The sequence below is a fragment of the Fodinibius salsisoli genome (assembly GCF_026229185.1).
GTDB classification, from domain to species: domain Bacteria; phylum Bacteroidota; class Rhodothermia; order Balneolales; family Balneolaceae; genus Fodinibius; species Fodinibius salsisoli.
This window is the reverse complement of record NZ_JAGGJA010000005.1, coordinates 52,314-78,690: the sequence shown is the minus strand read 5'-3', so window position 1 is coordinate 78,690 and position 26,377 is coordinate 52,314. Positions and strand designations below refer to the sequence as shown.

At 43.0% G+C, this 26,377-nt stretch carries 20 protein-coding genes; 9 read left to right on the top strand and 11 right to left on the bottom strand.

Features of this window, described 5'->3' with window-relative positions:
• Positions 1-63: 63 nt before the first annotated feature.
• On the top strand, positions 64-900 hold the full coding sequence (locus J6I44_RS08525) for a purine-nucleoside phosphorylase (protein ID WP_265765650.1): 837 nt from the start codon (positions 64-66) through the stop codon (positions 898-900).
• 130 nt (positions 901-1,030) lie between these two features.
• Entirely contained in the window at positions 1,031-1,804 is a 774-nt protein-coding gene (locus tag J6I44_RS08520) for a hypothetical protein (protein ID WP_265765649.1), read from the top strand.
• A gap of 81 nt (positions 1,805-1,885) precedes the next feature.
• On the opposite strand, the gene J6I44_RS08515 is transcribed toward J6I44_RS08520, so the two are convergent.
• From J6I44_RS08515 to tyrA, 3 genes are all read right to left on the bottom strand, one after another.
• Positions 1,886-2,374, bottom strand: a complete 489-nt coding sequence (locus J6I44_RS08515) for a hypothetical protein (protein WP_265765648.1) — start codon at positions 2,372-2,374, stop codon at positions 1,886-1,888.
• Between the two features lie 108 nt (positions 2,375-2,482).
• Complete coding sequence (locus tag J6I44_RS08510) at positions 2,483-3,541, bottom strand: isoaspartyl peptidase/L-asparaginase family protein (RefSeq protein ID WP_265765647.1); 1,059 nt, start codon at positions 3,539-3,541, stop codon at positions 2,483-2,485.
• Between the two features lie 44 nt (positions 3,542-3,585).
• Positions 3,586-4,719 (bottom strand): bifunctional chorismate mutase/prephenate dehydrogenase, encoded by a 1,134-nt coding sequence (gene tyrA / locus J6I44_RS08505; RefSeq protein ID WP_265765646.1) that lies wholly within the window; start codon positions 4,717-4,719, stop codon positions 3,586-3,588.
• A 158-nt stretch (positions 4,720-4,877) separates the two neighbouring features.
• Between tyrA and uvrB the strand changes: the two genes are divergently transcribed.
• The 4 genes from uvrB to J6I44_RS08485 all read left to right on the top strand — a co-directional run bounded on the left by uvrB (position 4,878) and on the right by J6I44_RS08485 (position 13,032).
• Positions 4,878-6,926, top strand: a complete 2,049-nt coding sequence (gene uvrB / locus J6I44_RS08500; RefSeq protein WP_265765645.1) for an excinuclease ABC subunit UvrB — start codon at positions 4,878-4,880, stop codon at positions 6,924-6,926.
• A gap of 69 nt (positions 6,927-6,995) precedes the next feature.
• On the top strand, positions 6,996-7,553 hold the full coding sequence (locus J6I44_RS08495; protein ID WP_265765644.1) for a class I SAM-dependent methyltransferase: 558 nt from the start codon (positions 6,996-6,998) through the stop codon (positions 7,551-7,553).
• A gap of 166 nt (positions 7,554-7,719) precedes the next feature.
• Positions 7,720-10,422, top strand: coding sequence for a zinc-dependent metalloprotease (locus J6I44_RS08490; RefSeq protein WP_265765643.1), 2,703 nt, complete (start codon positions 7,720-7,722; stop codon positions 10,420-10,422).
• A 24-nt stretch (positions 10,423-10,446) separates the two neighbouring features.
• Positions 10,447-13,032 (top strand): zinc-dependent metalloprotease, encoded by a 2,586-nt coding sequence (locus J6I44_RS08485; protein WP_265765642.1) that lies wholly within the window; start codon positions 10,447-10,449, stop codon positions 13,030-13,032.
• 15 nt (positions 13,033-13,047) lie between these two features.
• Here J6I44_RS08485 and J6I44_RS08480 read toward each other — a convergent pair whose 3' ends face one another.
• The 6 genes from J6I44_RS08480 to ffh all read right to left on the bottom strand — a co-directional run bounded on the left by J6I44_RS08480 (position 13,048) and on the right by ffh (position 18,877).
• Positions 13,048-14,538 (bottom strand): PQQ-binding-like beta-propeller repeat protein, encoded by a 1,491-nt coding sequence (locus J6I44_RS08480; protein WP_265765641.1) that lies wholly within the window; start codon positions 14,536-14,538, stop codon positions 13,048-13,050.
• Positions 14,539-14,719: 181 nt separating this feature from the next.
• Positions 14,720-15,136, bottom strand: a complete 417-nt coding sequence (rplS, locus tag J6I44_RS08475) for a 50S ribosomal protein L19 (protein WP_265765639.1) — start codon at positions 15,134-15,136, stop codon at positions 14,720-14,722.
• 15 nt (positions 15,137-15,151) lie between these two features.
• Positions 15,152-15,841, bottom strand: a complete 690-nt coding sequence (gene trmD / locus J6I44_RS08470; RefSeq protein ID WP_265765638.1) for a tRNA (guanosine(37)-N1)-methyltransferase TrmD — start codon at positions 15,839-15,841, stop codon at positions 15,152-15,154.
• Positions 15,842-15,844: 3 nt separating this feature from the next.
• Positions 15,845-16,384, bottom strand: coding sequence for a ribosome maturation factor RimM (gene rimM, locus J6I44_RS08465; RefSeq protein WP_265765637.1), 540 nt, complete (start codon positions 16,382-16,384; stop codon positions 15,845-15,847).
• Between the two features lie 54 nt (positions 16,385-16,438).
• A complete protein-coding gene (gene rpsP, locus J6I44_RS20625; RefSeq protein ID WP_286670502.1) occupies positions 16,439-17,386 on the bottom strand; it encodes a 30S ribosomal protein S16 in 948 nt (315 codons plus the stop codon).
• A 138-nt stretch (positions 17,387-17,524) separates the two neighbouring features.
• Complete coding sequence (gene ffh, locus J6I44_RS08455) at positions 17,525-18,877, bottom strand: signal recognition particle protein (protein ID WP_265765636.1); 1,353 nt, start codon at positions 18,875-18,877, stop codon at positions 17,525-17,527.
• A 219-nt stretch (positions 18,878-19,096) separates the two neighbouring features.
• On the opposite strand from ffh, the gene J6I44_RS08450 reads away from it, so the two are divergent.
• From J6I44_RS08450 to aat, 3 genes are all read left to right on the top strand, one after another.
• Positions 19,097-19,939, top strand: coding sequence for an enoyl-ACP reductase FabI (locus tag J6I44_RS08450; RefSeq protein WP_265765635.1), 843 nt, complete (start codon positions 19,097-19,099; stop codon positions 19,937-19,939).
• 165 nt (positions 19,940-20,104) lie between these two features.
• Positions 20,105-22,582 (top strand): zinc-dependent metalloprotease, encoded by a 2,478-nt coding sequence (locus J6I44_RS08445; RefSeq protein WP_265765634.1) that lies wholly within the window; start codon positions 20,105-20,107, stop codon positions 22,580-22,582.
• Positions 22,569-23,171 carry a leucyl/phenylalanyl-tRNA--protein transferase gene (gene aat / locus J6I44_RS08440; protein WP_265765633.1) on the top strand — a complete coding sequence of 201 codons (603 nt, stop codon included), beginning with the start codon at positions 22,569-22,571 and terminating at the stop codon, positions 23,169-23,171. The genes J6I44_RS08445 and aat overlap by 14 nt, the downstream gene beginning before the upstream one ends.
• Before the next feature lie 95 nt (positions 23,172-23,266).
• On the opposite strand, the gene J6I44_RS08435 is transcribed toward aat, so the two are convergent.
• On the bottom strand, positions 23,267-25,783 hold the full coding sequence (locus tag J6I44_RS08435) for a KAP family P-loop NTPase fold protein (protein ID WP_265765632.1): 2,517 nt from the start codon (positions 25,781-25,783) through the stop codon (positions 23,267-23,269).
• Positions 25,784-25,798: 15 nt separating this feature from the next.
• Complete coding sequence (locus J6I44_RS08430) at positions 25,799-26,368, bottom strand: hypothetical protein (protein ID WP_265765631.1); 570 nt, start codon at positions 26,366-26,368, stop codon at positions 25,799-25,801.
• Between the last annotated feature and the right edge of the window lie 9 nt (positions 26,369-26,377).

Sequence of the window (26,377 nt, the reverse complement as noted above, 5' to 3'; positions counted from 1 at the left end):
TTTCTATCTTCCTTTTCCTATTTTCTTCTTTCTCTACTCATTAATTTAATAAATTTTCCGCCTATGCAGCGCGAAACGGTTAAGGAATTTCGGAATAAACGCCACGAAGCACTCTCCTATATTCAAGAACAAACGGATCACCGCCCGGACTACTTAATTATTTTAGGCACTGGTCTCGGTCATTTAGCCGATAAAATAGAGGTTAAGGATGCAATTTCATATGCTGATATTCCTCATTTTCCTGTTTCTACTGTTGAAAGCCATGCTGGACAGTTATTGTTTGGTAAACTCAGCGGTAAAAACGTAGTGGCCATGCAGGGACGCTTTCACTACTACGAGGGCTACTCTATGCAACAAATCGCTTTCCCGGTACGGGTTATTAAAGCACTTAGTGCTGAAATGTTGATCGTCAGCAATGCTTGTGGAGGGATGAATACCAACTATCAGCGAGGCGATATTATGCTGATTAAGGACCATATCAATATGCTGGGTGATAATCCCCTGATTGGACCCAATGATGAAGAGCTTGGTCCACGCTTTCCGGATATGAGTGAACCTTATACCGAAAGCCTGCAGAATTTGGCTGAAGAGGTTGCCCTCAAAAACGAAATTAAAATGCACAAAGGCGTATATCTCGCCCTCAGCGGTCCAACTATGGAAACCAAAGCTGAATATCGCTTTTTACGTATGATTGGCGCCGACGTAGTAGGTATGAGCACCGTTCCTGAAGTTATTTCAGCCGTTCACATGGGAATGGACGTCTTGGGAATTTCGGTCATCACCGACGAATGCTTCCCGGATGCTTTGGAACCCATCGATATTGAAAAAGTTTTAAAAGCAGCGGGTATGGCAGAGCCCAAAATGTCAAAAGTTATTATGGGCGTCTTGGAACAGCTTTAGGATTGAGCAGCTGGATTTCTCTTCATCATGAACCGCTATTTTTAAAATTTCCTATACCAATTAACAATCAAATTACGTTTCTTATAAGAAGTTATCGTCAATTGACTCAACCTTTTGTCAACCGGATGCCATGGCTATGTTTAACGATTTTAACGACGACGTATGGGATGAGCACCAGTGGGAGGCTCATCTAAACGAGATAGAAAAGCAGACCACTCACCTGCGCAAGTTTATTGCTCCCGACCCCCTGAATAGCACGCCCCGATGGCTAACGTTACTCCGGGAAAGCCAAGACGAACTGGATGCCGTTGATGCTTTCATCAGGGAAGAGCTGGAATTTAATGATCCCTACTTTGATGAAGAAGACGATTATTATACAGAATGGGAAGAAGATGACGATATAGATGAATCCTTCCCCGAGGAATGGAACACCGAAGAGTCAGATCTTGAAGAAGAGGATTTCGATGCTGGTGAAGAATGGAAAGCATTAAGTGATGAATTTGCCCGTACCGAAAATGGCTCCATCGAAATGCTGGATATTTATGATGATGCCCGTAGCCTGTCAGCCCTTATTTTACAATGGGCAGAGACGCTCAATCCCGAGCATATCAATGAAGACTGCAATAATTTCGTCGGCCGTATACTAAAAATTGGAGCTAAAATTGCCGGTGGCTATTCCTTTGGATTTGACCTTGAATTTTTAGGCGGAAATATTGCCTATACCAAAAAAGCTCTTTACTATGCCAATGATGGACTAACGATCCTGCAAAAACATCTCAAAGAAGCTCCATTTCTTACAACCAAGCAATATTTCTCTTTTCATCAGCAGCTTTTTGAGCTTCGAAATAATATTGGCATTTATATTCAAGAATTGCGCGAAGAATTTAATATGGGGTTTGAATAAGGTAAGTTAAAAAGTTCTAAATCTATCATAGCTACAACTTGCTCTTGTGCCATGATAGACCAGAACCTTATGGAATAGTTGTTAATCTGTATTTCCATACTCAAACCTTACCGTTTCACCGGTTGAAAAAGCGTTTGATGTATGGACTACCTTAGATGCTTCAAACTCAGGCCAGCCGTCTTCTACATATGCTCTTCCCTGAACTATCTCCGCTTTCCCTTCACCAGAAATAACTTTAAAAGCAACTTTTACGCCATTGGCAGTTTTGCTATCATCGGTAGAAGAATAATTTATAATAGCCTCTGGATTATCAGGAAAAATTGTATGTGCAGATAAACCGCCACCCTCAAAGGTTTCACAACCTTCGCTTTTATAACAAAAAACAGTGTAAACATCTCCCCTTGACTCTACTTCCAAATCTTCAGAACCGGTATTAATAAGTCGAATTCCCAGTGCTTTGTTAGTACTTCCTGTCTCTGACCCAGTACCAGAATCACTACAGGCAGGAAATGAGAATAGGATAATAGCCAAAAGAAATAAATAGTGAATACGCATAATAGATAATAACATTGATTTAGAGTTATTTTCCTTATATACGTAAAGAATAATAAAAGAGGATCAAGAAACTTTACCTACTGTCAATATGATAGCCCAGTTTCAAAGCCCCCTCCTTTTATCTCATTTCCAGATAGCAACTTCTCGGTTGCCTTCAGAATCTGACTTTCCCCGGAACATGCCCTGTGTATTCATATCCATCAGCATATTGCCATCTTTATCAACAGCAATCATACCGGCGTCACCCGGCTGAAGTACTTCGCGGAGCAAATAGTTTCCGGCTTCTTTTAAGCTGCCTGGTTTGTGTTTCATATAAGCGCTGACGGTATGTCCCGAAACAGCTTCCATAATCCGTTCCCCCCACCCCGTCATAGAAACGGCGACGACATCGCTGGCATAGGTGCCGGATCCAATAATAGGCACATCGCCTACACGCCCATACATCTTGTTGGTCATGCCTCCCGTAGAAGTTCCAGCCACCAACTGGCCTTCGGTATCCAGTGCTACGCAACCCACCGTACCAAACTTATCTTTATCATAAAACAACGCTCGCTCCTCTTCCGCTTCTAAAACAGAAGACTGCTCCTGTCCTCGCTTGATGGCCCGGCGCCATGATTTATATCTTCTTTCGGTATAAAAATAGTCCTGATTAACTCGCTCAACATCCATTTTATCGGCATACTTTTCAGCCCCCTCACCAGCAAACATAATGTGTTTGGAGGTTCCCATGACCAGCCGTGCTAATGAAATTGGATTTTTGACGGTCTTTACACCTGTGATTGTTCCAGCTTTGCGCGTATTGCCAATCATAATAGCGGCATCAAGCTCGTGGCCCCCTTCGTGGGTAAAAACGGCTCCTTTACCCGCGTTAAATTTAGGGTTATCTTCTAAATAGTTGATCACTTCTTCTACCGCATCTACCGCAGAACCACCTTCCTGTAAAATGTCCTCTCCTATCGTCAATGCTTCATCCAGATCCTGGTGATATGCTTCTTTAATAGAATCCGGCATATCTTTTGAAATTACACCAGCTCCACCATGGATTACTAACGCCCAGTCCTTTTTAGGTGTATCCAATACTGAAGATCCAGCATCATTCTGTTGGCCTTGATCTTGGGATTGTTGACATCCTGCAAAAAATACAACGACTAAAACCACGGTAAGGAGTCTGGAAAATTTCATAGCTAAAACTTAAGGTTTACGTTAAATATTGGGGCAAATATTGATTAAGCGAAACGATCCGTCAATCGATCAATCAGGTAGCCACTTTCCTCCAATGCCTGATTGGCAAAACTACCAAAAAAGTCCGTAACTGCTTCGAACTCTTTAACAAAACCTTTTTTATTGTCCTGTTTGACCATTTCGGCCAACCGATCGTTATGCTCAATAAAGTTGAGGAGCAATTCGCGCCGTTCTTCATTCGAGAAAACGATATCAGCATAAAGTTCGGCGCTTTGGGCAAAAATACGTCCTGTCATCATCAGTTCACCACGGTAGATGGGACTTGAGTAATCCAAAATATCATGGGGTTTCAAATCGTATGTTTTCATAAACGATCCGTGCAGAAGTGCCACAAAGTGACGTAAGCCCTGCACCATATGCATCACATGGTCATGCTTTTCCGGATCCGCTTCAATAACGCGCATGCCCCAAAGTTTTGACTGTTCCAGCACCCACTGCGAGGCTTCAGCATCGCGTTCGGCACAGGCAACCATCAACTGTTTCGAGAGGTTATGTACATCCGGACCGTGCATGGGGTGAAGACCAAGTATCGGTCCCTCATGCGCGGCCTTCATGGCCTTAATAGGATCGGTTTTATTACTGGTAAAGTCTGCCAGTATTGTCTCCTTTTTGAGTTTAGGGGCCAGTCGGTTTACTACATCAATGGTAGCATTTATAGGCACAGTAACGATAGCCAAATCAAGCTTGGGAGCTATTTCTTCCAGCTCATGCCAGTTATGTTTGTCAATTTTATACACTTTGTGGCCGGTCTGCTCCATAACGCGTGCATACAAGCTTCCCATACCGCCACGGGCCCCCACCAGCAGTATATGCTTGGGCTCTTCGGTTGCGCGGGGAAATTCATTAGAGGACTGGCTGGCCCGGGAAGAAGCCATGATCATCCGAAGAAAGTCTTCGGCCCAATCGGGGTCCAAATCTCGCTGTGCTGCCATTTGGCGAAATTTTTCGGTCTTCTCATCCTCTCGCTTAGGAGCAAAAATAGGCAGTTGATTCTGTATTTTCTTCTCAATAACCTCGTGGACAATTTCGTTACGTTCGGAGAGTAAGTCCAACAGCTGGCGATCAATTTCATCAATACGCTCGCGTTGTGGACCTAATTTTGTTTCGCTTTGAGCCATGCTTATTGTAGTAAATCATTTTCTTTAAAATCAGAGCCTAAACTTAAAGCTTTACTGTCAATTGCCCTAAAAAAATGTGATTTTAAGTGAATGATTGTGGTTGTTTTTCGTTATAGATAAACCACCAAATAAACTGAATTTAATATTTTTCTAATTTCATGTCTCATTTTGATCTACAGTCGCCCTGGCCACCTGCGGGGGATCAACCCAAAGCTATTAAGGAGTTGGTAGAGGGCCTCCAGAATGGTGATCAGTACCAAACACTGCTGGGAATTACCGGTTCCGGAAAGACGCGAACCGTTGCGGATGTCATTGACCAGGTAGAGCGGCCGACATTGGTTATGAGTCATAACAAGACGCTGGCCGCACAGCTCTATCGCGAGCTCAGTGACTTCTTTCCCAATAACCGGGTGGAGTTTTTTATCTCCTATTACGATTACTATCAGCCGGAAGCCTACCTCTCTTCGCAGGATAAATATATTGAAAAAGATTTGTCCATCAACGATGAAATTCAGCGACTGCGGCTCCGGGCCACCAGCTCACTACTTTCCGGGCGGCGTGATGTCATTATCGTATCATCGGTCAGCTGTATTTACGGTATCGGATCGCCTTCTGAGTATGCAAAGCTGATCATCAAGCTTAAGACCGGCATGGAGATCCCGCGTAATAAACTGCTGTACGATCTGGTGGACCTACACTACACCCGCAATGATCGTGAATTTACCCGCGGAACATTCCGGGTACGTGGCGATGTGGTGGATCTGTATCCTGCTTATGCCGAAGATGGACTCCGGATCTCTTTCTGGGGCGATGAAATTGAGAAGATGGAAATTGTAGATACCGATTCTGGTAATGTTCTGGAACAGGTAGAGGAATTTCATATCTATCCTGCTTCTCACTATGTGACTACGCAAAGCCGGTTAGAGCAGGCCATTGATCAAATTCGGGATGAGCTCAACTGGCGTATTGGTACGCTCACAGACGAAGGCAGACACCTTGAAGCAAAACGACTGGAGCAACGAACCTTATTTGATATTGAGATGATGCAGGAGATCGGTTACTGCTCGGGCATTGAAAACTATTCCCGGTACCTCAGTAATCGAAAGCCGGGCGAACGTCCTTACTGCTTGTTTGACTATTTCCCTGATGATTTCATGCTCGTTGTAGACGAAAGTCACCAGACGGTGCCACAGATTTCGGCCATGTACGGAGGCGACCGGTCCCGCAAGACAGAGCTTGTTGAACACGGTTTTCGCCTTCCCTCCGCAATGGATAACCGCCCACTCACCTTTGACGAGTGGGAGAGCGTTACCAATCAGGCTATCTTTGTAAGTGCTACGCCAAGTGATTATGAGCTGGAAAAAAGTGGTGGCGTTTTTGTGGAGCAAATTGTACGTCCTACCGGACTGATGGAACCTGAAATAGAAGTACGTCCTGTAGAAAACCAGATTGATGATTTGCTGGATGAAATCCGCAAAAGAGTTGAAAAGGGTGACCGTGTACTTTGTATTACGCTAACGAAAAGACTCAGTGAAGAACTGAGTGAGTATCTTAAAAAAGTGGGCATCTCAGCTGCTTACATGCATAGTGAACTGAGTGCTATGGAACGTGTGGAGGTACTTTTCAAGTTTCGTCGAGGCGATTTTGATGTCCTCGTTGGTATCAACTTGTTGCGGGAGGGTATCGACATTCCCGAACTCAGCTTAGTTGCTATACTGGATGCTGACAAAGAAGGCTTCCTCCGCTCAGAGACCTCGCTGTTCCAGATTGTCGGCCGTGCGGCCCGTAACGTTGACGGCAAAGCCATTATGTACGCCGATAAAATTACCGATAGTATGCGTACCGTTATTGATGAGACCGAACGACGGCGCAAAATCCAGAAAGAATATAACGAAGAGCACGGCATTACGCCGAAGACGATCGAAAAAGAATTGAAACCATTAGTTGATCCGGCGCTGATCTCTTCACGGAGCTTTGATCTTGAAGATGAAGACGGCGAAGAGCAAGAAGCTCTGGAAACGATAAAAGTAGCCGAGGAAGGCATCAAGTATCAGGCGAATCCAGCCATGAAAGAAGTTACTTTCGATGATAAGGAGAATTTTTTAGAGTACCTGTACGACACTATGAAGACGGCCGCTAAAAATATGGAATTCGAAGAGGCGGCCCGTATTCGTGACCAGATAGAACAACTCGAAGACGAGCTTTAGTTAACAGTTAATGTATTATTGGTTATTAGGGTAATCCATTAACCAATAACTGATGACCAATAACAAAGGATGAGTACCCTTACCTATTTAAAAAGCTTTTTCAAGGACAAGGATGTAGCTTCGGTTACGCCAACTTCTAAATTTTGTATGCGTCGGGTCTGTAGCCCTATCAATTTTAATGAGGACCTGACGATTGTAGAGTATGGAGCTGGTTCTGGTGTATATGCGCGTTTTCTGCTTCCTAAGATGACGCCCAATTCTCAGCTTCATCTTTTTGAAACCAATGAACTACTCTTTAAAAAGTTAACGGAGATAAACGATCCACGGCTTTCATTTTATGATCAAAGTGTAGAATATGTGACCGACTTGTTGCCTGATCAGCTTATAGGCAATACCGATTATATTATATCGGGTATTCCATTTTCATTTTTGGATGAAGAAACTAAAGCATCGGTTTTAGATCAAAGTATAAACCTACTCAAAGAAGGTGGAAAGTTTTTAGCCTATCAAACATCTGGTCATCTGGAAGACGCGTTGCACAAGGCTTTTGGGAATGTTCAAACCGATTGGGAATGGCGTAATATCCCTCCTATGACGGTATATGAGGCTGAAAAACAACCCGGTTAACACATTTTTGTTGAAGGACTTGCATACCGCCAGGTTTAGCTTATCATATTGACAGCTTTGGGCTTTTTCATTATCTATCTAATTTAGAATATTCCATTGGCTTAGCTGTTAACCTGATTTTTATTCTTATCTGGAAAAATACCTTTGACTCATCTCATGCGTATCTATGAAAAAATCCATACCTACCATACTTGCCGGAATACTTGGATTGCTGTTTATGCTAATCACAGCTTGCCAAACAACACAGCCTGCAAGTAGAAAAGCAGAGCCTAAAAAGACTATCGAAGCTGATACTACATCAGCCGATAGCACTTCGGCGAAATCCAACGAAAAAGAAGAGGATAAAAAGACGCTCTACGAAAAAATTGTTTCCAAGGCCGAGCAAACGGAAAAAGGCCTGATGAATCTCTACAAGGTGAAGAAGAAACTCTATCTGGAAATTCCCTTTACTCTTTTGGGACGTGAGATGCTGTTGGGATCTACTATATCAGAAACCAGCGATAATGATTTTGGAGCTCTCGGAGCGCAACCACATCCTCCTCTGCATTTGACGTTCGGTCGGGTCGATTCAACCATCCTTCTTCGGAAGATAGAACGGAACTCAATAACACCTGAACAACCACAGTTTGAGCGCTTGCAAAATGCACTTGCCAAAAACAGCATGGGGGCAATTATTAAAAAATGGGACATCGAAGCCTATAATGACGACCATTCTTCCGCGCTCATCGAAGTTTCGAATTATTTTAGCCGTGATAATAAAAACCTTTCTCCCTTCAATAAGGATGGCATGAACTTACCTTCCGGGGTTGATTATTCCACCCGATTTAAAAGTGGACGATCCTTTCTGGGGGAATTCAAAGCGTTTGAAGACAATATAAGTATCAAAAGCCATTTGTCTTATGAGTATGACCTAAAATCGAACAGCGGTAATACCGTAAGAGAAGAGCAGCCCTTTACGGCCCTTATGACAAGAACATTTCTCCTATTACCGGAAAAGCCCATGCAACCACGTATTGGGGATTCACGAATTGGTATAGCTACCATCCAGAAATATGAATATGACAATCCCCTTAACAAAGCAGAAAACATACATTTTGCCCGCCGGTTTCGCCTGGTACCCAAAGATATTGAAGCGTATCAGCAAGGGACGTTGGTAGAAGCAACCGACCCCATTACATTTTATGTCGACAAAGACTTCCCTGAGCAGTGGAAAGAAGCGATCAAACAAGGCATTGAAGACTGGAATGAAACCTTTGAAGAGATCGGTTTTAAGAATGCTATTCAAGCCAAAGAGTATCCCCAAAGCGACCCTCAATTTGATCCGGATAATATTAAATACAGCGTGGTTCGTTATGTACCCAATACGGCCCAGCGGATTACCGGCTCTTCCTGGATAGACCCGCGAAGTGGAGAAGTCCTGAATGGATCAATATATATTTACCATGATTTGGTCAAGCGAATTGCCCATCAGCGGTTCGTGCAAACCGGGGCAACGGATCCAGAAGTTCGAAGCAGGCATATACCAAAAGAATATATTCAAGACGACATCCGGTACCATGTCCGCCGACAGGTAGGTTTCCGCTTGGGTTTTAAACCAAACGGAGCTGCCTCTGCTTCTATTGATGTAGACTCTCTGCGTTCACCTACCTTCACTCAGAAATTTGGAACCACCTATTCCACCCTGGATAATGCCCGGTATAATTATGTGGCACAACCGGGTGATAAAAAACGTGGGGTGCAACTTACTTCCAAACCATTTGGTCCTTACGATTTTTATGTAACCAAATGGAACTACCAGTATTTTCCCAGTGACAAATACTCCCAGATGGAGGTAAGAGATACTTTGAACAAGTTTGTGGACGAAAAGGCGGATGATATTAAATATCGCTATGCGCTGCCAGGCTTTAATATCAAGGACCCCACTATCCAAGGTAACGATTTGGGAGACAATGCTGTTGAGGCAACAAAATACGGTCTCAAAAACTTGAAGTATATTCTCCAGAACCTGAATAAATGGATTTCCACCGAGGATAAAGATTTCTCTTATCGCCAAGCTCTTTGGAAAACCATTATTCAACAGTATGTGCAATATTTAAATAACACAGGTCAATATGTGGGCGGCATTTATTCCAATCCAATTTATGAAGGCGACCCTCGGCCACGGTTTCAGTCCGTACCCAGCGAAAAGCAGCGGCAGGCTTATATGTTCCTGCTAAATCAAATCCAACAATTAGATTGGATGATGGATGATAATATTATTCAAAATTTTGAACTTACTGAAGATATATCCGCTTTGTTGCGTGAAAAAATGGTGCAACTCCTGATGAAGGGACCACTAATGGTTTATATGTCATCGGAGCTGTCAGAAGAACCTCATCCATACACGCCCGCGCTGGCCATGCAGGATCTGTATGAATCCGTTTGGAGCAAAACAATGAAAAGTCAGCCACTTGGTGATGTGGATATAGCTCTTCAAAAAGCCTTTGTGGGTACGACCATCGAAACCAGTGAACTCCCGGTTGAAGATATGAAAGCAGCGAGTACCGTCAATCTAAGTTCAGGTCGTTCGTTTACAGGCCAGCGCAAAAATATGATAGACGATCGGATAGTTTTAGCTGAATTACTACAAAATAAACCATCCGTTGCTACCACGTTGGAATATCGGCAGAATGAAAGTAGTGGTATGGTTTCTGCCTCATACAATGGCGGACAGATCCATTTCCCTGTTGGACCTTCGATAGATCTTATCAGCTATAAATACCTTCTGAAGGTACAGACGCTGCTTCAAAATAAAGTAGAACAGATGCCTGATGCAGAAACCAAAGCTCACTACCAGTTACTGCTACATCAACTTAAAAAAGTACTTTAACGCACTGATTTTATTGCTTTCACTATGAAACGGTTTGCAGTCATATTAATTCTTATAGGTGCTTTTTTCCTCAGTGGTCTTCCCGATCTGCTTGCTCAGGATAAAACGGAGACAAAGACCGATTACGAAAAACTGTTTGAAGATAAAAAGGTTGAAACTACTGAAGGAATGATTACGCTCCACAAAATGGATGGAGACGTCTATTTTGAATTTCCGAAGACACTCTTTGGGCAAAAAATGCTGGTAGGCTCCATTGTTGAATCCACCAGTAACCCCAATGATGCGGCGGCCGGTGAACAACCGAATAAGCCTTTGCCTATCTATTTTAGTATGAGTGATTCTACCATCCACATGCGTGAGGCCCGGTTTACCGCTAAAGCCTCACCCCCGGCAACTTCTATCCATAACGCCCTCGATAAAAGCAATATCGGGCCTATTATAGCTTCTTTTGATATAAAAGCAGAAAGTCCGGATAGCTCAGCTCTTGTTTTCAATGCCACCAAGTTTTTTGTGAACGGTAATAAAGCGATTGATCCTTTTGGGCCATATGGCGGTAATGATGGGATGTTTGAATCTACAAGCTCAACCTACAAGAACAGCCGTTCGTTGTTGTCGGATGTTACGGCATACGAGGATAATATTACGGTGTCCAGTTATTTGTCTTTTGATGTTAGCCGAAAATTTGCAGGTACAATTTCAATAGAAAATGATCGGCCGGCTACTTTTCTCATGAAGCGATCATTAATTTTGCTCCCCGACGAGCCGGCCCGTCCCCGTATTAACGATCCCCGTATCGGTATTTTTTATACCCGCCAAAACCAATATTCAACTCAGGGTAATGGAACAGAAAACGTCTATTATGCCAACCGGTGGGATTTACAACCCAAAGATATTGAAGCCTTCAAAAGGGGTAAATTAGTTGAACCCGTCGATCCCATCACTTTTTATATTGACAACCAATTTCCCGACCGGTGGATTGACTACATCAAGAAAGGAGTGCACGACTGGAATAAGGCGTTTGAAAAAATAGGATATAAAAATGCGATCGTTACCCGAATGTATCCCAAAGACGATCCTAATTTTGATCCGGATAACCTCAAATACAGCTGCATCAAGTATTCGGCTACCCCTAAACAAAACGCCATGGGTCCATCCTGGGTCGATCCCCGGTCCGGAGAAATCCTGAGTGCCACCGTGTACATCTATCATGGAATAACCGACCTGCTCAATAACTGGATGTTTCGATATACGGCCGCAACCGATAAGCGTGTGCGCACCACCCGGGTTCCGGATGAGTTAATTGGGAAGGGTTTACGCTACGTCGTGGCCCATGAGGTGGGGCATACACTTGGCCTGATGCATAACATGGGTGCTTCTTCCGCTTTTCCCACCGACTCTCTTCGATCGCCCACCTTTACCCAACGATATGGTACCACTCCCTCCATTATGGACTATGCCCGTTTTAACATTGTGGCCCAACCCGGAGATCATGAACGTGGGGTTAAGCTCATGCCACCTAAGCTCGGTGTTTATGATGAGTATGCCATCAAATGGTTATACACTCCTATTTTTAAGGCCACTACTCCTGAGGAAGAAATTCCGGTACTGGATCGCTGGATTTCCAACAAAATTGACGATCCTCGCTACCGTTACGGTAAACAACAACTCCAGATTATTGATCCGAGTGCCCAGGCCGAGGATTTGGGAGCTGATCTTATTAAAACAGCCCAATATGCTATCAGCAATTTTAAATATATCCTGGATAATGTTAACGACTGGGTAAAGCAGGAAGATCAGGATTTATCTTTCAGAACCCAGCAGCATTACTGGATTATGAATATCTATTTTGTGTGGCCGCTTATCCACGTAATGCGCAATATTGGTGGCATTTATCAGTACGAAACGTATGCTGATGACCCGTTACCGGCTTACAAAGTTGTTCCTGAGCAGAAACAACGAGAATCCACTCTCTTTATCTTACAAACAGTCGAAAACCTGGAGTGGTTCAATGAGATTAGCCTCGACAAAAACAGTAATAATATCAATGATCAGCCGGCCGAATATATCCGGCGATTCTTCTTACAGAGTTTGATTTTACAGCGCCCCGGCCGACTTGCCCTCAGTGCCAGTAAAGCTACAGCAGATTCCTATACCCGCAAAGAATTCATCAAAGATATTTTCAATTTTGTATGGGGCTCGACGCTGGAGGGGCAAACTTCATCAGAAGGGAAGCGATCTATGCAGTCAACGCTGACCGATCTCTTGATCTCATACTCCAAGGTAGAGAACGTACCGAATACGAACCCCTTTTCGGTGAGGTCAACTTCAATGAGTACTGGAAAAGATCCGACTTTCTATTCTTCTAATAGCTGTTTTATACCACTTATTTATAGAAGTGGAACGAATACTTTAGAAGGTGGGGATGTCAGTGGCTTTGGGTTCTTTCCCAGGATGTCTTTCAACAATTCTGATATGAGTCACCTTTACTATCAATGGTTGCTAAAAACAAAAGAAATTCTGGAAAAGATAGTGGATACGCAACAAGGGGATCACAAAATCTCCTATAAGTATATGCTGCTTAAGGTGAACAAGGCATTAGAAGATGAATAAGGGTAAAGAAAGCTATTATTTAAATATCCCGTTATATCCACTGCCCATATAGGCTCCCCAACGCACAGCATGCTTGAGCTTAATATTCGTACTGATCCGTGAGACCTTAAAGCCATCCATTGCAAAGATATTCCTGTCTTCAGTGAGACTACAGTAAATGATATCAAGTTTCCCATCATCGTCCAGGTCACCCACCCAGGGCGTTGAAGCCAAGTTAACTCCCGGAGCATAATCCGTTAGCTGATAGGTCTTGCCACTTTTAAAGTCGAAGACAACCAGCAAATTGTGGTAGAACTTTAATATTTGCTTTTTAATAATTGCAATGTTGATACTCATCAGTCCATCATCAAATCCGTCGCTATTAAAATCAGCGACCACCGCACTGCTGGTTTGATGCATACCCAACGAATCCTGGAATACGATATCACCGGTTTTTCCATCAATCATCAATTGGTCGGATTCCGGAAGATCCGGCCATACCCCTTTAGAAAATCCGGTGAAAAAATCCGGAATAGAGTCCTTATTGAAATAGCCCACGGCGATTGAGTTATAGGCCTCAGCCCCAGGTATTTTTTGTGACCATAATGACCTGTTATTTTGGCCATTAACCGCTATTATTTTGCCTTCAACGGCATTGGCAATAATATCAAGATAGTCATCTTCAGTAATATCGGCCAAAACGGGAGGGGCAATGTATCCCTTATTTTGGCTGCTATCCAGGACAATAGCGTCTGAAAGATCCTGCCTCATCACATCTTCAATTGTCGTTCGGTAAAGGCGCCCTCCGATTGTTTCTCCTCCCGTTCCAAAAATTACAGTATATTCTTGGTCAGCGGGATGTATTTGTGCTACGACTGGTGACATATAGGTTTCCCTGCCATCCGGCATAGGGGCCTTTGCAAGCAGAGTTCCGTTTTGGGCATCAATAATCATCAGGTAGCCCGGTGGACGGTTGGAATCATCTGGTGCTGCATTTACATCGCCGCCATTAGATACTAAGAGGTCCGAAACTCCATCCCCATTTTGATCTGGAATGGCTTGGGGATTGTAAAAATTGTAATACCCCTTAGCACTGGGAATGGGATCATTTTCTTCATAAAATTCCCACATTACTTTGCCTGTCTCCCCATTAATGCCCTTAAGCTCTGCCGAACGTCCACTGATGAATATATCCGGGACACTGTCTTGGCTAACATCCAATAGAGTGGCAGAACCAAACATCTGATCTCTGGCCCCTACATTCCACAGCATGCTTCCGTCCATGCCATTTATCGCTACTACTGCACTGTCAGTAGCTTCAAACTCCTGCCGACCTGCACCAAGTATTATATCTTTTGTACCGTCCTGGTTGAGGTCAGCAACACGTGGAGATGAGTAGACTCCGAGATTTTGATACTGCGAGGTCCATACTTCTTGTATTTGAATCTGGGCGTCAGCTTCCTGACCTATCCCAATGACAGCTAATACGGTAAGAAAAAAGAATATCCTTAACACCTTTTCCTTCATAAAGTCCGCTGGCAGACACATTTCAGAGTTTTTTACATGACTAATCAACAGATTAATTAGCCCAAAAACAGCTAAGAAGCAACTTTTACTGAACAAGTTGGCAAACTTCCTACCTATAAAAAATGGAGCCTACCTTTTAAAGTAGCCTCCACTTTTAAAACCTTAAAAGAGTAAATAGTATTTACTCGTCTTCATCAGCGGCTTTAGCTCGTTCTTCAGCCTCGCGGTTTAACTCTCTAACCCTGCTCTGATTCTGATCCTTCTCCTTGATACGAGCGGACTTACCTTGTCGTTCACGGAGGTAATAGAGCTTAGAGCGCTTAATATCGCCCTGCTTTTTGAGCTCAATTTTGGCAATAAATGGTGAAAAGAGTGGAAAAATACGTTCCACACCGATATTTCCGGCTGATACTTTCCGAACCATAAACGTCTGGTTGGCCCCTGATCCACGACGAGAGATTACGAGCCCTTCAAATTTCTGAATACGCTCTTTATCTCCTTCACGCACTTTATAGTGCACGTTTACCGTATCACCGGTTTTAAACTCGGGATACTCGTCGGTTATAATCGTTTGTTCTGCTAATTTTAACTTATCCATAATTAATTGTTGCTACTATTCATTTCGAAATTTCTCGTACATATCAGGACGTACTTGCTTTGTACGCTCCAGCGACTTTGTAAGCCGCCATTCTTTCACTTTTTGATGATCACCAGATCGCAATACAGCAGGCACTTCCATCCCTCTAAAATCCGCAGGACGGGTATATACCGGACCTTCCAAAAGGTCATTTTGGAAAGAATCGGTTAGTGCACTTTCTGCATCACCCAGCACTCCCGGCAGCAACCGGACGATAGAATCGACCATTGCCATGGCGGGAAGTTCACCTCCTGACAGCACAAAATCACCTAAGCTGTAGGTTTGGGTGATCAAAGTATCTCGCACTCGCTGATCGACTCCTTTGTAATGGCCGCATAAAAACATCAGGTTTTTCTGAACGGAAAGTGTGTTTGCATCTTTCTGCTCAAACGACTCACCATCAGGTGCTGTAAAAATGATTTCATCGTACGTACGCTGGCTTTGCAATTCTTCAATGCAAGAAAAGATAGGCTGTGGTGTCAATACCATGCCTGCTCCTCCTCCATAAGGATAGTCATCCACTTTATTATGCTTATCCTCCGAATAACCACGCAAATCATGCGTGTGTATTTCTACCAGCTCATTATCACGCGCTCGTCCCACAATACTGTGGCTTAACGGGCTTTTCAACACTTGTGGTACCGCTGATATGATATCAATGCGCATATGTTATAACTTGGTTAATTGATCCAGGTTTTTGCACTGTATCTGTTGTTTATCTTCATCAACATCCACAATATATTCCTCAACACAAGGAATAAGCAGTTGGTCTTGCTCGGTCGTCCGAACGTCCAAAATAGGATGGGCGGGGTTATCAATAATGCCCGCTACTGTACCGATCTGATTATCACCAACTATAACGCTGTATGATAACAGACTTTCCGAATCATCCTCTTCACCCACAAACTGACTTACTGTCTCGCGCTCAGCGAATACAGCAAATTGTTTGAGTGTATCTGCCTGTGTACGATCAGTTATGTGCTCAAATTTTACAAAGAACGAAAGCCGATTGTTTTTTTCTTGCACCCGAACCGACTCAATTCGAGCAGGGAGCAAATCCCCTCTGGCATCTTCAATACGAACCAGATCAAGAACATCAAAAAGTGTTGGAGCATACAGTTCGGGAATAATTAACACTTCCCCCTGTACGCCATGAGACCGGGCTATTTGCCCAACCTTTATATACTGGTCTTCTACTGATTCCAGCATGTTTTTAATCCAGCTGTCCTATACTTTCAAAAAGTGGTACAGCTATATTTACAATTATTCTTCTTCGTCTTGCTCCTGCTTATCTTCTAAAGCGCGTTGCACCGTCACCCGGTCTTCGTCTTCAGTAACAAAACCTTCGAGCTCATCAAGCGGAGTATTTTCGATATATTCTATTGCTTCTTTCGCTAACATATCGGTAGATACTTTTGCTTTGACTTCGGATTCATCCTCATCAGACTCCTCTTCTTCGTCCGCATCTTCTTCAGAAGCTTCTACTTCTTCCTCTTCATCCGATTCAGCTTCGGCTTCATCTTCCTCGGATGCCTCTTCTTCGGCGTCGTCAGAATCAGCAGCTACTTCGTCATCAGAATCTTCTTCTGCAGCAGCTTCCTGAGTATCCTCTTCCTCAGCTGTATCGGCCTCGGCTTCTTGCTCTTCGGCTTCAGTTTCCTGGGCTTGTACTTCTTCAGCAGCGGCCTCTTCATCATCAGAAGCTTCAATTTCTTCTTCCTCGTCATCTTCTTCCTGCTCTTCATCTTCCTCAGCAGCAAGAGCTTCCTGTTTGGCTTTTTCTCTGGCTGCTTCTTCAGCTTTCTTTTTAAGCTGCTTCTGGAATTCTTTTTCTTCGGCTTCGAGCAGTGCTTTTTGACGTTCTTTTCGTGTAGGCACATCTTCCTCTTTAGCCTCACGCTTCTCACGCCATTCTGTCAAGGCAGCCTCAATTTCTTCTTCCGATTTCCCCCATCGAATCAGGTGCATTTCATACATCAGCCCCTGCTTTTTAAAGATGGAACGAACCGTATCAGAAGGCTGTGCCCCCTGCTTCAACCAATACAGTGCACGATCTCTTTTGAGATCAAGCTCGTTCTTGGGAGTTATGTTATCAAATCGACCTAAATCCTCAATAATGCGACCGTCTCTGGGTTTACGGCTGTCGGCCACTACAATATGATGGATCGGCCGTTTCTTTCGACCTCTACGTTGTAATCTTATTCTTAACAATGGATTATCTCTTAGCTTATTTCGTTAAACTTATGTTGATTTAATAGAGGATGTTATCGGAATCTTGCGTTAATTTACAATACATCCAGCTTAGCAGAACTGGGCTAAACAGCCTGCCAAACCTTAATTCTTAAATTCTTAACCGCCAAATGGCAGTTTGTTTTTCATTCCCTGCATGCCTTGCATCATTTTGCCCATCTTGCCCATACCTGAGAAAGACTTCATCATCTTCTTCATCTGTCCGAACTGCTTGAGCAAATCATTAATATCAGACACGCGGGTACCCGAACCTTTAGCAATGCGCCGTTTTCGAGTGGCATTCAAGATATCCGGGTTGTGTTTCTCTTCCGGCGTCATAGAACAAATAATAGCTTCAATCGGCTTAAAGGAATCGTCATCGATGTCAGCATCTTCCAGCGCCTTTCCAGCTCCGGGAATCATACCCACAAGATCGGAAAGATCGCCCATCTGCTTTACCTGCTGTAATTGTTCATAAAAGTCTTCCAGGTCAAAGCTGTCGGACTTAATTTTCTTCTGCAGCTTTTGTGCTTCTTCCTCATCAAATTCTTTCTGTGCTTTTTCCACAAGAGAAACAACATCTCCCATTCCCAGGATTCGCTGCGACATCCGATCGGGATAGAAAGGAGAAAGAGCATCAAGCTTTTCGCCGGTACTTACAAACTTAATGGGCTTCTGGACGACGGTCTTAATCGACAGCGCCGCTCCGCCACGGGTGTCACCGTCAAGCTTGGTAAGCACTACACCATCATAATTGATGGTTTTATTAAATTCCTTGGCTGTATTTACCGCATCCTGACCGGTCATGGAATCTACCACAAACAAGGTTTCATCAGGCTCAACGGCTTTTTTAATCTCAGCTACCTCATTCATCATCTCCGCATCTACGTGCATACGTCCGGCGGTATCAATGATAACAGTATCCAGTGCAAGACTTTTGGCCATCGACACCGCTTCTTTGGCAACGCGTACGGCATCTTTCTGACCGATTGAATAGACGGGCACATCAATACTGTCAGCCAGGGTCTTCAGCTGATTTATCGCAGCAGGTCGATAGACGTCGGCTGCTGCCAGAATAGGACTTCGATTATTTTCTTGCTTCAGATATCGAGCCAGTTTACTGCTGAAGGTCGTTTTACCTGAACCTTGCAAACCAGCAATTAAAATTACCGTGGGCGGTGTGTCGGCCACGGCAATATCCACACGCTCCTGACCCAAAATGTCAGTCAGCTCATCATGTACAATCTTAGTGAACTGCTGTCCGGGGTTTACAGCCGTGAGCACATCTTCACCCATCGCCCGCTCTTTAATATCGTTCGTAAACTGCTTGGCTACCTCATAATTCACATCGGCATCCAGCAGAGCTCGGCGAATCTCTCTCACAGTCTCCGCAATATTAACGTCGGAGATCTTAGATTCACCCTTCAGCGTTTGAAAGGCGTTATCTAATTTTGAGGAAAGATCTTGAAACATGGTTTAAATGGATTTATAACAAAATTTTAGCGGATCCTTACAGATACCTGCGCAAAGTTCCGCAAAATAAGGACAAAAAAGACTATTATCAACAGAATAAATTCTATTGCTTATAGACCCCGTACTGGTTATCTGCAACCATTTTCGGATTTGATACCAAACTTTTGTTATTTTCGGGCTGCGCAAACAAACGGAAAAAATGATTGAGGAATAGAATTTATGGCAGATGGACAAGGATATGGACTATTAGAAGGAAAAAAAGGACTCATTTTCGGCGCACTTGATGACCGAAGTATTGCATGGCGTATTGCGCTGGCGTGCCAGCGTGAAGGAGCCGAATTCTCGCTCTCCAATGCTCCGGTTGCTTTACGCTTTGGCGATCTTGATGAGCTGTCCGAAATAACCGGAGCCGAAGTCTTCCCTTGTGACGTCACGAAGGAGGATGAGATTCAAGAACTGATGCAAAACGTCAAAGAAGAACATGGTGAAATTGACTTCATGCTTCATGCCATTGGCATGTCTCCCAATGTTCGTAAGAAAAAAGATTATAAGGAATTAAATTACAACTGGCTGCAACAAACGCTGGATATCTCTTCAGTATCGCTTCATAAGGTGATTCGCTACGCCGACGAAGCCGACCTGCTTAATGATGGCGCCAGTATTTTAGCCCTTTCTTATATCGGAGCCCAGCGTATTTTCTCCAAATATAGCGATATGAACGATGCCAAAGCACTCTTAGAGAGCATTGCCCGGAATTATGGAAGCCGTCTTGCTGACCGTGGTATTCGGGTAAATACCATTTCACAGGCTCCAACGAAGACATCCGCCGGAAGTGGTATTAAAGGATTTGACGGTATGTACACTTTCGCAGAAAAACTGGCTCCTCTGGGCAACCCAACGGCGGATGAGTGTGCCGACTACTGTGTGACTTTGTTCTCCGATTTAACCCGAAAAGTTACGATGCAAAACCTTTATCACGATGGCGGTTTTGTAACGGCCGGTATTAATGAAGAGATGATCAATGACCTGGCCAATATGTATTCCGAAGATGAAGCGGAGTAACACTTAGCCGCATTAATTTATAATTAGTTTCCCCAATCCCCGCCACTTCGTAAGTGCCGGGGATTTTTTTATTTCATAGCCAACAATGCTCGGCCATTTAAACCATTGCGCATAAGTTGTTAATTGGTTAGGATAACCATTTAACCTCAAGAAAAGTATGGCTCCATGAAACGACTGGCTTTCTCTGGCATTGTACTTATGTTTTACTGCTCCACCCTCTTCGCACAAGACCTGCCTTCAATCGATCAAAAAACAGAAGGACTCGATAAGAAAGAAGGCTTTATGACTTATTACTGGGATGAAAGCCAGGGCAAAGTCTGGCTGGAAGTGGATACTTTCGACACGGAGTTTCTCTATGTTAATTCGTTGACGGCCGGCATGGGATCTAATGACATTGGTCTTGATCGCAATCAGCTGGGTGATGATCGCATCGTTTATTTTGATCGCCGAGGTGATAAAGTCCTTTTGGTCCAACCCAACTATTCGTATCGGGCAATCACTGATAATCCCAAAGAAAAAGCCTCGGTCCAGGATGCCTTTGCCCAGTCTGTTTTATGGGGATTTGAAGTGGCCGCCAAAGAAGGCAACCGTATCCTGGTGGATGCTACTGACTTCCTGCTCCGGGATGCCCATGGCGTAGTCGAACGCCTGAAGCAGAATGAGGAAGGCAGCTATAGCGTCAGTGGTAGTCGGTCGGCACTCTACCCTGAGGGAACCATGAACTTTCCCAAGAACACCGAATTTGAAGCAACGCTTACCTTTACCGGAAGTAGCCCAGGCGGCCAAGTACACTCAGTCACCCCTACCCCGGATGCCATCACCGTTCGCCAGCATCACTCCTTTGTTCAACTGCCCGATGACGATTTTGAGCCCCGAACATTTGATCCCCGGGCCGGATATTTTGGCATCAGCTACCAGGACTATAGCACGCCCATCGGCCAGCCGCTGACCAAACGATTTATTACGCGACACAGGCTGAAGAAGAAAAATCCCGATGCCCCAATGAGCGAAGCTGTTGAACCTATTGTCTACTATTTAGATCCAGGCACCCCCGAGCCAGTCCGTGGCGCCCTGCTCGATGGTGCCCGCTGGTGGAACCAGGCGTTTGAAGCAGCGGGTTATAAGAATGCCTTCCAGGTTAAAATGCTGCCTGACAGCGCTCATCCCATGGACGTGCGATACAATATGATTAACTGGGTGCATCGCTCCACACGTGGCTGGTCGTATGGCACCTCGGTTGTGGATCCCCGTACCGGCGAAATCATCAAGGGACACGTATTACTGGGATCGCTGCGGGTTCGTCAGGATTATTTGATTGCCGAAGGGTTGCTCTCTCCCTATAAAGGCGAAACGAGCTATGACGAAGATAATCCCATGCTGCAAATGGCGCTGGCCCGCATCCGACAGCTTTCCGCTCATGAAATTGGACACACCCTGGGACTTGCCCATAACTTTGCTTCCAGTGTTAATGACCGCGCTTCTGTGATGGATTATCCCGCGCCTAAAGTTTCCATCAATGCCGACAGCACCCTCAATTTGAGCAATGCCTACGATACCAATATTGGCGAATGGGATAAAGTAACGATCTCCTATGGCTATGCAGATACCGATAATCCCACCGAATTAAAAACGATCCTTACCAATGCTATTGACGAAGGACTTCTTTTTATCTCGGATTACGATGCCCGTCCAGCCGGGGGCGCTCATCCCAAGGCCCACCTGTGGGACAATGGAACCAATGCCGTTGACCAGCTTGATCATATTATGGATGTCCGCCGAATTGCGCTCAAAAACTTTTCGGTCTCCAATATTCCCGTTGGAACGCCCATGGCGAAGCTCGAAGATGCCTTGGTGCCTATTTATCTTTATCACCGGTATCAACTGGATGGTACAGCCAAGCTCATCGGGGGATTGAACTACAGCTACACCCTGCGGGGCGACGAACAACCCAATCCTAAGCCAGTTGCTGACTCCATTCAACGCGCCGCCCTAAATGCCATGCTCAAGACCATTCAGCCGGATGCCCTGCAGATGCCTCAAAAGATTATTGATCTGATTCCTCCGCGTCCACTTAGCTATTATAACTCACGCGAGCTATTTAACAGCCATACTGATCCCGCTTTTGATCCCCTGGGAGCAGCTGAAACAGCTGCCAACATGACGATTGACTTGCTGTTGAATACAAACAGGACAGCACGTCTCATAGATTATAAAGCCCGGGACAACAACCGGTTGGGGTTAAGCGACCTGCTCGGTCAACTGTTGGATGTAACGTGGCAGGCTCCCGCTCAGTCAGGCTATCGAGGCGCCATCCAAAATACGGTTAATCATTTGGTTCTCTATCACATGATGGAACTGGCGAGCGACCGTGAGGCTTCATCACAAGTTCGTGCGATTACGAATCTCAAGCTTGAGGAACTTCGGCAGTGGATGAAAAAAGAAGCCGAAAAACAGGGACTTTCCGAACAACGTGAGGCTGCTCTTTTTTATGGATACCGCATGTTACAGCTGTTTAAAGACAAAGGAAAAGTAATGGAGCCATCCACGCCGCTGCCTCCCCCGCCCGGTTCTCCGATCGGAAGTGGGCAACCTTTTTTAGATTGTTCGTTACAGCCAAAAAACACCTATAATGATTGCTCCTGAAAAACTGCTCAATGCCTATACAAACGGGATCTTTCCCATGGCCGACTCCCGCCACGATCCGAAGGCCAAATGGTATACGTCACAGCAACGGGGCATCATTCCACTGGATCGATTTAATGTTTCATCAAATGTGAGGCGCATCATCCGAAATCGTCACTATCACGTTAGGTTTGACTATGCCTTCCGAAAAGTAATGGAAGCCTGCGCCGATCGTGACTCCACCTGGATTTCTGATGAAATTATCGACTCTTACTGCAACCTGCATGAACTGGGGCACGCCCATTCGGTAAGCGTTTATAACCAGGATTGGGATCTCATTGGCGGCCAATATGGTGTTTCTCTGAAAGCTGCTTATTTTGGAGAATCGATGTTCGGATGGCAAAAGGAGGCTTCAAAAGTAGCGCTCTACTGGTGCCACCGAGCATTAAAAGAAGGCGGTTTTAAACTTTGGGATACGCAATTTTGGACGGAACACTTATCCCAATTTGGCTGTATAGAAATTCCGGCTGATGAATATGACCAAAAGCTACAAAAAGCCTTGGAGGGCAAAGCAGAATTCAAGGCGGCTTCTACGACAAAAAGTAATTAAAAGCCTATCAAACTTATCTCTTTCTAGGAGTCGTACTTTATAAAATGGTTAGTTTTAATAATTATAAGTTTAAACTCCTGAAATTAGCTTATTTATTACAAATCCAGGTTTTTAAAATCAAACTCTATCATCGATTTTTCCCCTTTTAATTGATTGAGAAAATGGCTTATCTCTCTCGATATTGGAGTAACTTCTAATTCTTTCACAAACTTTTTGAGCTCTGACATGTCGTCAAATAAAGCATTGACCCCATCCCCTAAATAATACTTAGAGGATTCTTCATTTATAAAAAATTCAAAATAACTTTTGGTTGCTTTTTCTTTAATGAACTGCTTTAATAATTCTTTAGATCTTTCGGGGTAAATCTTTTTTGCTTTGTTTTCATTATACCAACGTTTATTCGTTATATAAATCTTCCAAGTTGTTAAGTTAAATTGGTCAGTCTCTTCCAGATATTTTTCAAGATAGTTAATTAAAAAATCAGTTCTTTCCTCAAGATCTAATGGGAAATTATGTAAGTTCAACTCAGTGTTGAGGAAATGTAAAAACTCAATTTGAAAATTAAATTTAGTATCACTTGTGTTTAAAATGCTATAAACAAATTCCTTATAGTTTTCTTGTTCTCCAGAATAATACCCCTTTGTGATCCTATCTTCATGATCATACATCTTGTTATAAATATTTCGCACATTAAATCCCTTAAATGGATAGAAACTATTGGGATCACTAGATTTCTTATTTGCATAGTAGAAAATTGAAGAGATAACTTTTTCGAAATCCTCTTTATTATCAAAATTTTTAATTAAAGCTAATTTTCTTTCTACTTCTTCTGAAAAACCTGAGCATATCCATTCATCTATTTTTTTGAAAAACTCATCTTTTGGCAATTTTCTTGCTTTACTAAACTCAATTTCTGATAAATCTCCATCTAATAACCTATAAGAAAAGTATTTATTAAAATTAGAAGGAATGACTACTGATAAAGAGTGCACTTCATAATGGATACTTCTCCAAAAAATTCTCTTTAAAGAAAGTTTTATTGCTTCAATTTCTTCTTCACTTATATGAAGCTCCGAACTTTTGGTATTCAGGTATTCACATAGTTTTAACTTTTTTTTAGAATTTGAACCCTCATTTTCTTTCAATACTAATTTTTTATCTTCTGGTCCTGTAGAATTAGTAGTTTCAAAAAACTCATCAGATCTTTCAAAAATCAATTCATGAATATTGGGATGTTTTAATCTCAAAATCTCCAAATAGAAAAGATCCTCGATGTATACCTCTCCTTGAAGTTGAGAATAAGAGATTGAAAAAAGATTAATAAATCTTGTAACATCACGTAACGTTTCTAAATAATAGCCAGGAATATTAATTCCTCTAAATGAAGAAACTGAAGAATTATATAGTCGGTCATAATCTATTGCATTAAATTGATTTACAAGCTCCTCATGATCTTCTTGGGTGAGGATATCTTTTAATGAGTTCTCTAACTCTGATAAAATTATATCTTCTTCAAATCTTGGTAAGGTAACTTCAAGCTGAAAAATTTTCTCTAAAAAAGATTCGTAGCTCGATTCATTAATTTTTTTTACGGCATTCAATAAATAATTCCTGTCATAGCTTACAATAAAAACCGTTCGATAAAAATTTGCAGAATTCCTTATCAGCTTTACTACTTCAATTATTTCAGAATTGTCAAGCCTATCTAAGTCATCAATAAAAATAATTATCTTCTTATCTATTTCTTTCAACTGCTGATTTATTTCATCATATAAAGATTCCTTTGTTCGATGATTTAATAAATTTATCCACTCTAATATAGCAGCTAAGAAAAAGCTATTAGTACTTGCACCCAGCTTAGCAGAATAGACCCTTACCAAATTTGATAATTGGGAACTGTAGGTTTCTAGCTGAATACTAAATGTTTCAAAAAAATTAGATGTTATTGAGCTACTCCCTGTTATATTCCAGGGGTTGTAATCAAAAATTAATAAGTCATCCTTTTCGAAATACTTTTTAATTAACTCTAGAAAGGAAGTTTTTCCAGTCCCCCATTGCCCTACAACCCCGATTGCAAATGATTTCTCATTTTGTGTACTTACAATTCTTTCAGCAATCTCTTTTGCATATCTTTTTCTTCCTAAAAGATCTGACTCAATATCTTCTATTGGATTATCTTCGTTGAAACCTCTCTCAGAATCTTGTTTATTTTTTTCCTTCTTAAATTTACGATATAAATAAAGCACTGGATATATCAATCCAAAAAGCAATAATATATCACCATATGCTAAACATGATGCTGTTTTAGTCTCAATAAAAAAATATTTCCCATCTATAAATCTGTAATAAGAATAAATTAACACCAGCCAAAAAGAAAAAAACAGGCTTAATGGAGAAGGGCTGAACTTGCGTTTAAACTTTTCCTTAAAAAGGATAATAAATGATACCCCAGATAGCATAAAGAACACATCTAAATAGTAGGTTGGCTCAATCTGATCAAAAACCAATGGCACTATATATTGGTTCAATATCTCTTGATGAAACCAATTTTTTAGTAATAGAGAAGCAAAGAGAATAAAAGATAGAAAGAAAATTATCCTTTTATACTTCATCCCTTAACGTCTCATTTAAAACAAGCTGGCCTGTTCGTTGTCTTCCTTGGGAGCCCGCTCAATAGTAGGGCGAACAACATCATCTTGGTTTATTCTTAGCATATCAGGATGAAATTTCTTGCCATATATACGACGCGCAACCCCTTGTAACGCTTTCTCTCCACGGGGGGTAATCAACAGGCGTTTCTGATCATCAATAGACAAGAACCCAAACTCTTTCAGATCATTGGCAATCATATAAGAAAGCTTAGAAATTGTCCCCGAATGCTGCTCCACATAATCGCGCTTTGGCGCTTCATCATGTACGGCGAAGGCCATACCCAGAATATTTAGCTCCACTTCGGTCAGTGGATACCCTTCACAACCCTTGGTAAGCGTTTGATCCCATGCTTTCTGTTCGTAATACTGGCCAAACCACCATTTTCCCTCCTTGATGAGGTTGCCCGTCTTCGCGCAGGCAAAATATTCACCCGGTTTAGCCTTTTTGGGAATTCCCCGGTCTCGATACATCGACACAAGCGTAGCCAAGTCTATCTCGTGCAGGTTCCTGGGATATTGAAAATAGTGCTGTGTTGTTTTTTCCATGACACCCCA

What these genes read in the sequence shown, in the direction of transcription:
- J6I44_RS08525 (WP_265765650.1), top strand. Translation starts at nt 64, where the DNA reads ATGCAGCGCGAAACGGTTAAGGAATTTCGGAATAAACGCCACGAAGCA.
- J6I44_RS08520 (WP_265765649.1), top strand. Translation starts at nt 1,031, where the DNA reads ATGGCTATGTTTAACGATTTTAACGACGACGTATGGGATGAGCACCAG.
- J6I44_RS08515 (WP_265765648.1), bottom strand. Translation starts at nt 2,374, where the DNA reads ATGTTATTATCTATTATGCGTATTCACTATTTATTTCTTTTGGCTATT.
- J6I44_RS08510 (WP_265765647.1), bottom strand. Translation starts at nt 3,541, where the DNA reads ATGAAATTTTCCAGACTCCTTACCGTGGTTTTAGTCGTTGTATTTTTT.
- tyrA (WP_265765646.1), bottom strand. Translation starts at nt 4,719, where the DNA reads ATGGCTCAAAGCGAAACAAAATTAGGTCCACAACGCGAGCGTATTGAT.
- uvrB (WP_265765645.1), top strand. Translation starts at nt 4,878, where the DNA reads ATGTCTCATTTTGATCTACAGTCGCCCTGGCCACCTGCGGGGGATCAA.
- J6I44_RS08495 (WP_265765644.1), top strand. Translation starts at nt 6,996, where the DNA reads ATGAGTACCCTTACCTATTTAAAAAGCTTTTTCAAGGACAAGGATGTA.
- J6I44_RS08490 (WP_265765643.1), top strand. Translation starts at nt 7,720, where the DNA reads ATGAAAAAATCCATACCTACCATACTTGCCGGAATACTTGGATTGCTG.
- J6I44_RS08485 (WP_265765642.1), top strand. Translation starts at nt 10,447, where the DNA reads ATGAAACGGTTTGCAGTCATATTAATTCTTATAGGTGCTTTTTTCCTC.
- J6I44_RS08480 (WP_265765641.1), bottom strand. Translation starts at nt 14,538, where the DNA reads ATGAAGGAAAAGGTGTTAAGGATATTCTTTTTTCTTACCGTATTAGCT.
- rplS (WP_265765639.1), bottom strand. Translation starts at nt 15,136, where the DNA reads ATGGATAAGTTAAAATTAGCAGAACAAACGATTATAACCGACGAGTAT.
- trmD (WP_265765638.1), bottom strand. Translation starts at nt 15,841, where the DNA reads ATGCGCATTGATATCATATCAGCGGTACCACAAGTGTTGAAAAGCCCG.
- rimM (WP_265765637.1), bottom strand. Translation starts at nt 16,384, where the DNA reads ATGCTGGAATCAGTAGAAGACCAGTATATAAAGGTTGGGCAAATAGCC.
- ffh (WP_265765636.1), bottom strand. Translation starts at nt 18,877, where the DNA reads ATGTTTCAAGATCTTTCCTCAAAATTAGATAACGCCTTTCAAACGCTG.
- J6I44_RS08450 (WP_265765635.1), top strand. Translation starts at nt 19,097, where the DNA reads ATGGCAGATGGACAAGGATATGGACTATTAGAAGGAAAAAAAGGACTC.
- J6I44_RS08445 (WP_265765634.1), top strand. Translation starts at nt 20,105, where the DNA reads ATGAAACGACTGGCTTTCTCTGGCATTGTACTTATGTTTTACTGCTCC.
- aat (WP_265765633.1), top strand. Translation starts at nt 22,569, where the DNA reads ATGATTGCTCCTGAAAAACTGCTCAATGCCTATACAAACGGGATCTTT.
- J6I44_RS08435 (WP_265765632.1), bottom strand. Translation starts at nt 25,783, where the DNA reads ATGAAGTATAAAAGGATAATTTTCTTTCTATCTTTTATTCTCTTTGCT.
- J6I44_RS08430 (WP_265765631.1), bottom strand. Translation starts at nt 26,368, where the DNA reads ATGGAAAAAACAACACAGCACTATTTTCAATATCCCAGGAACCTGCAC.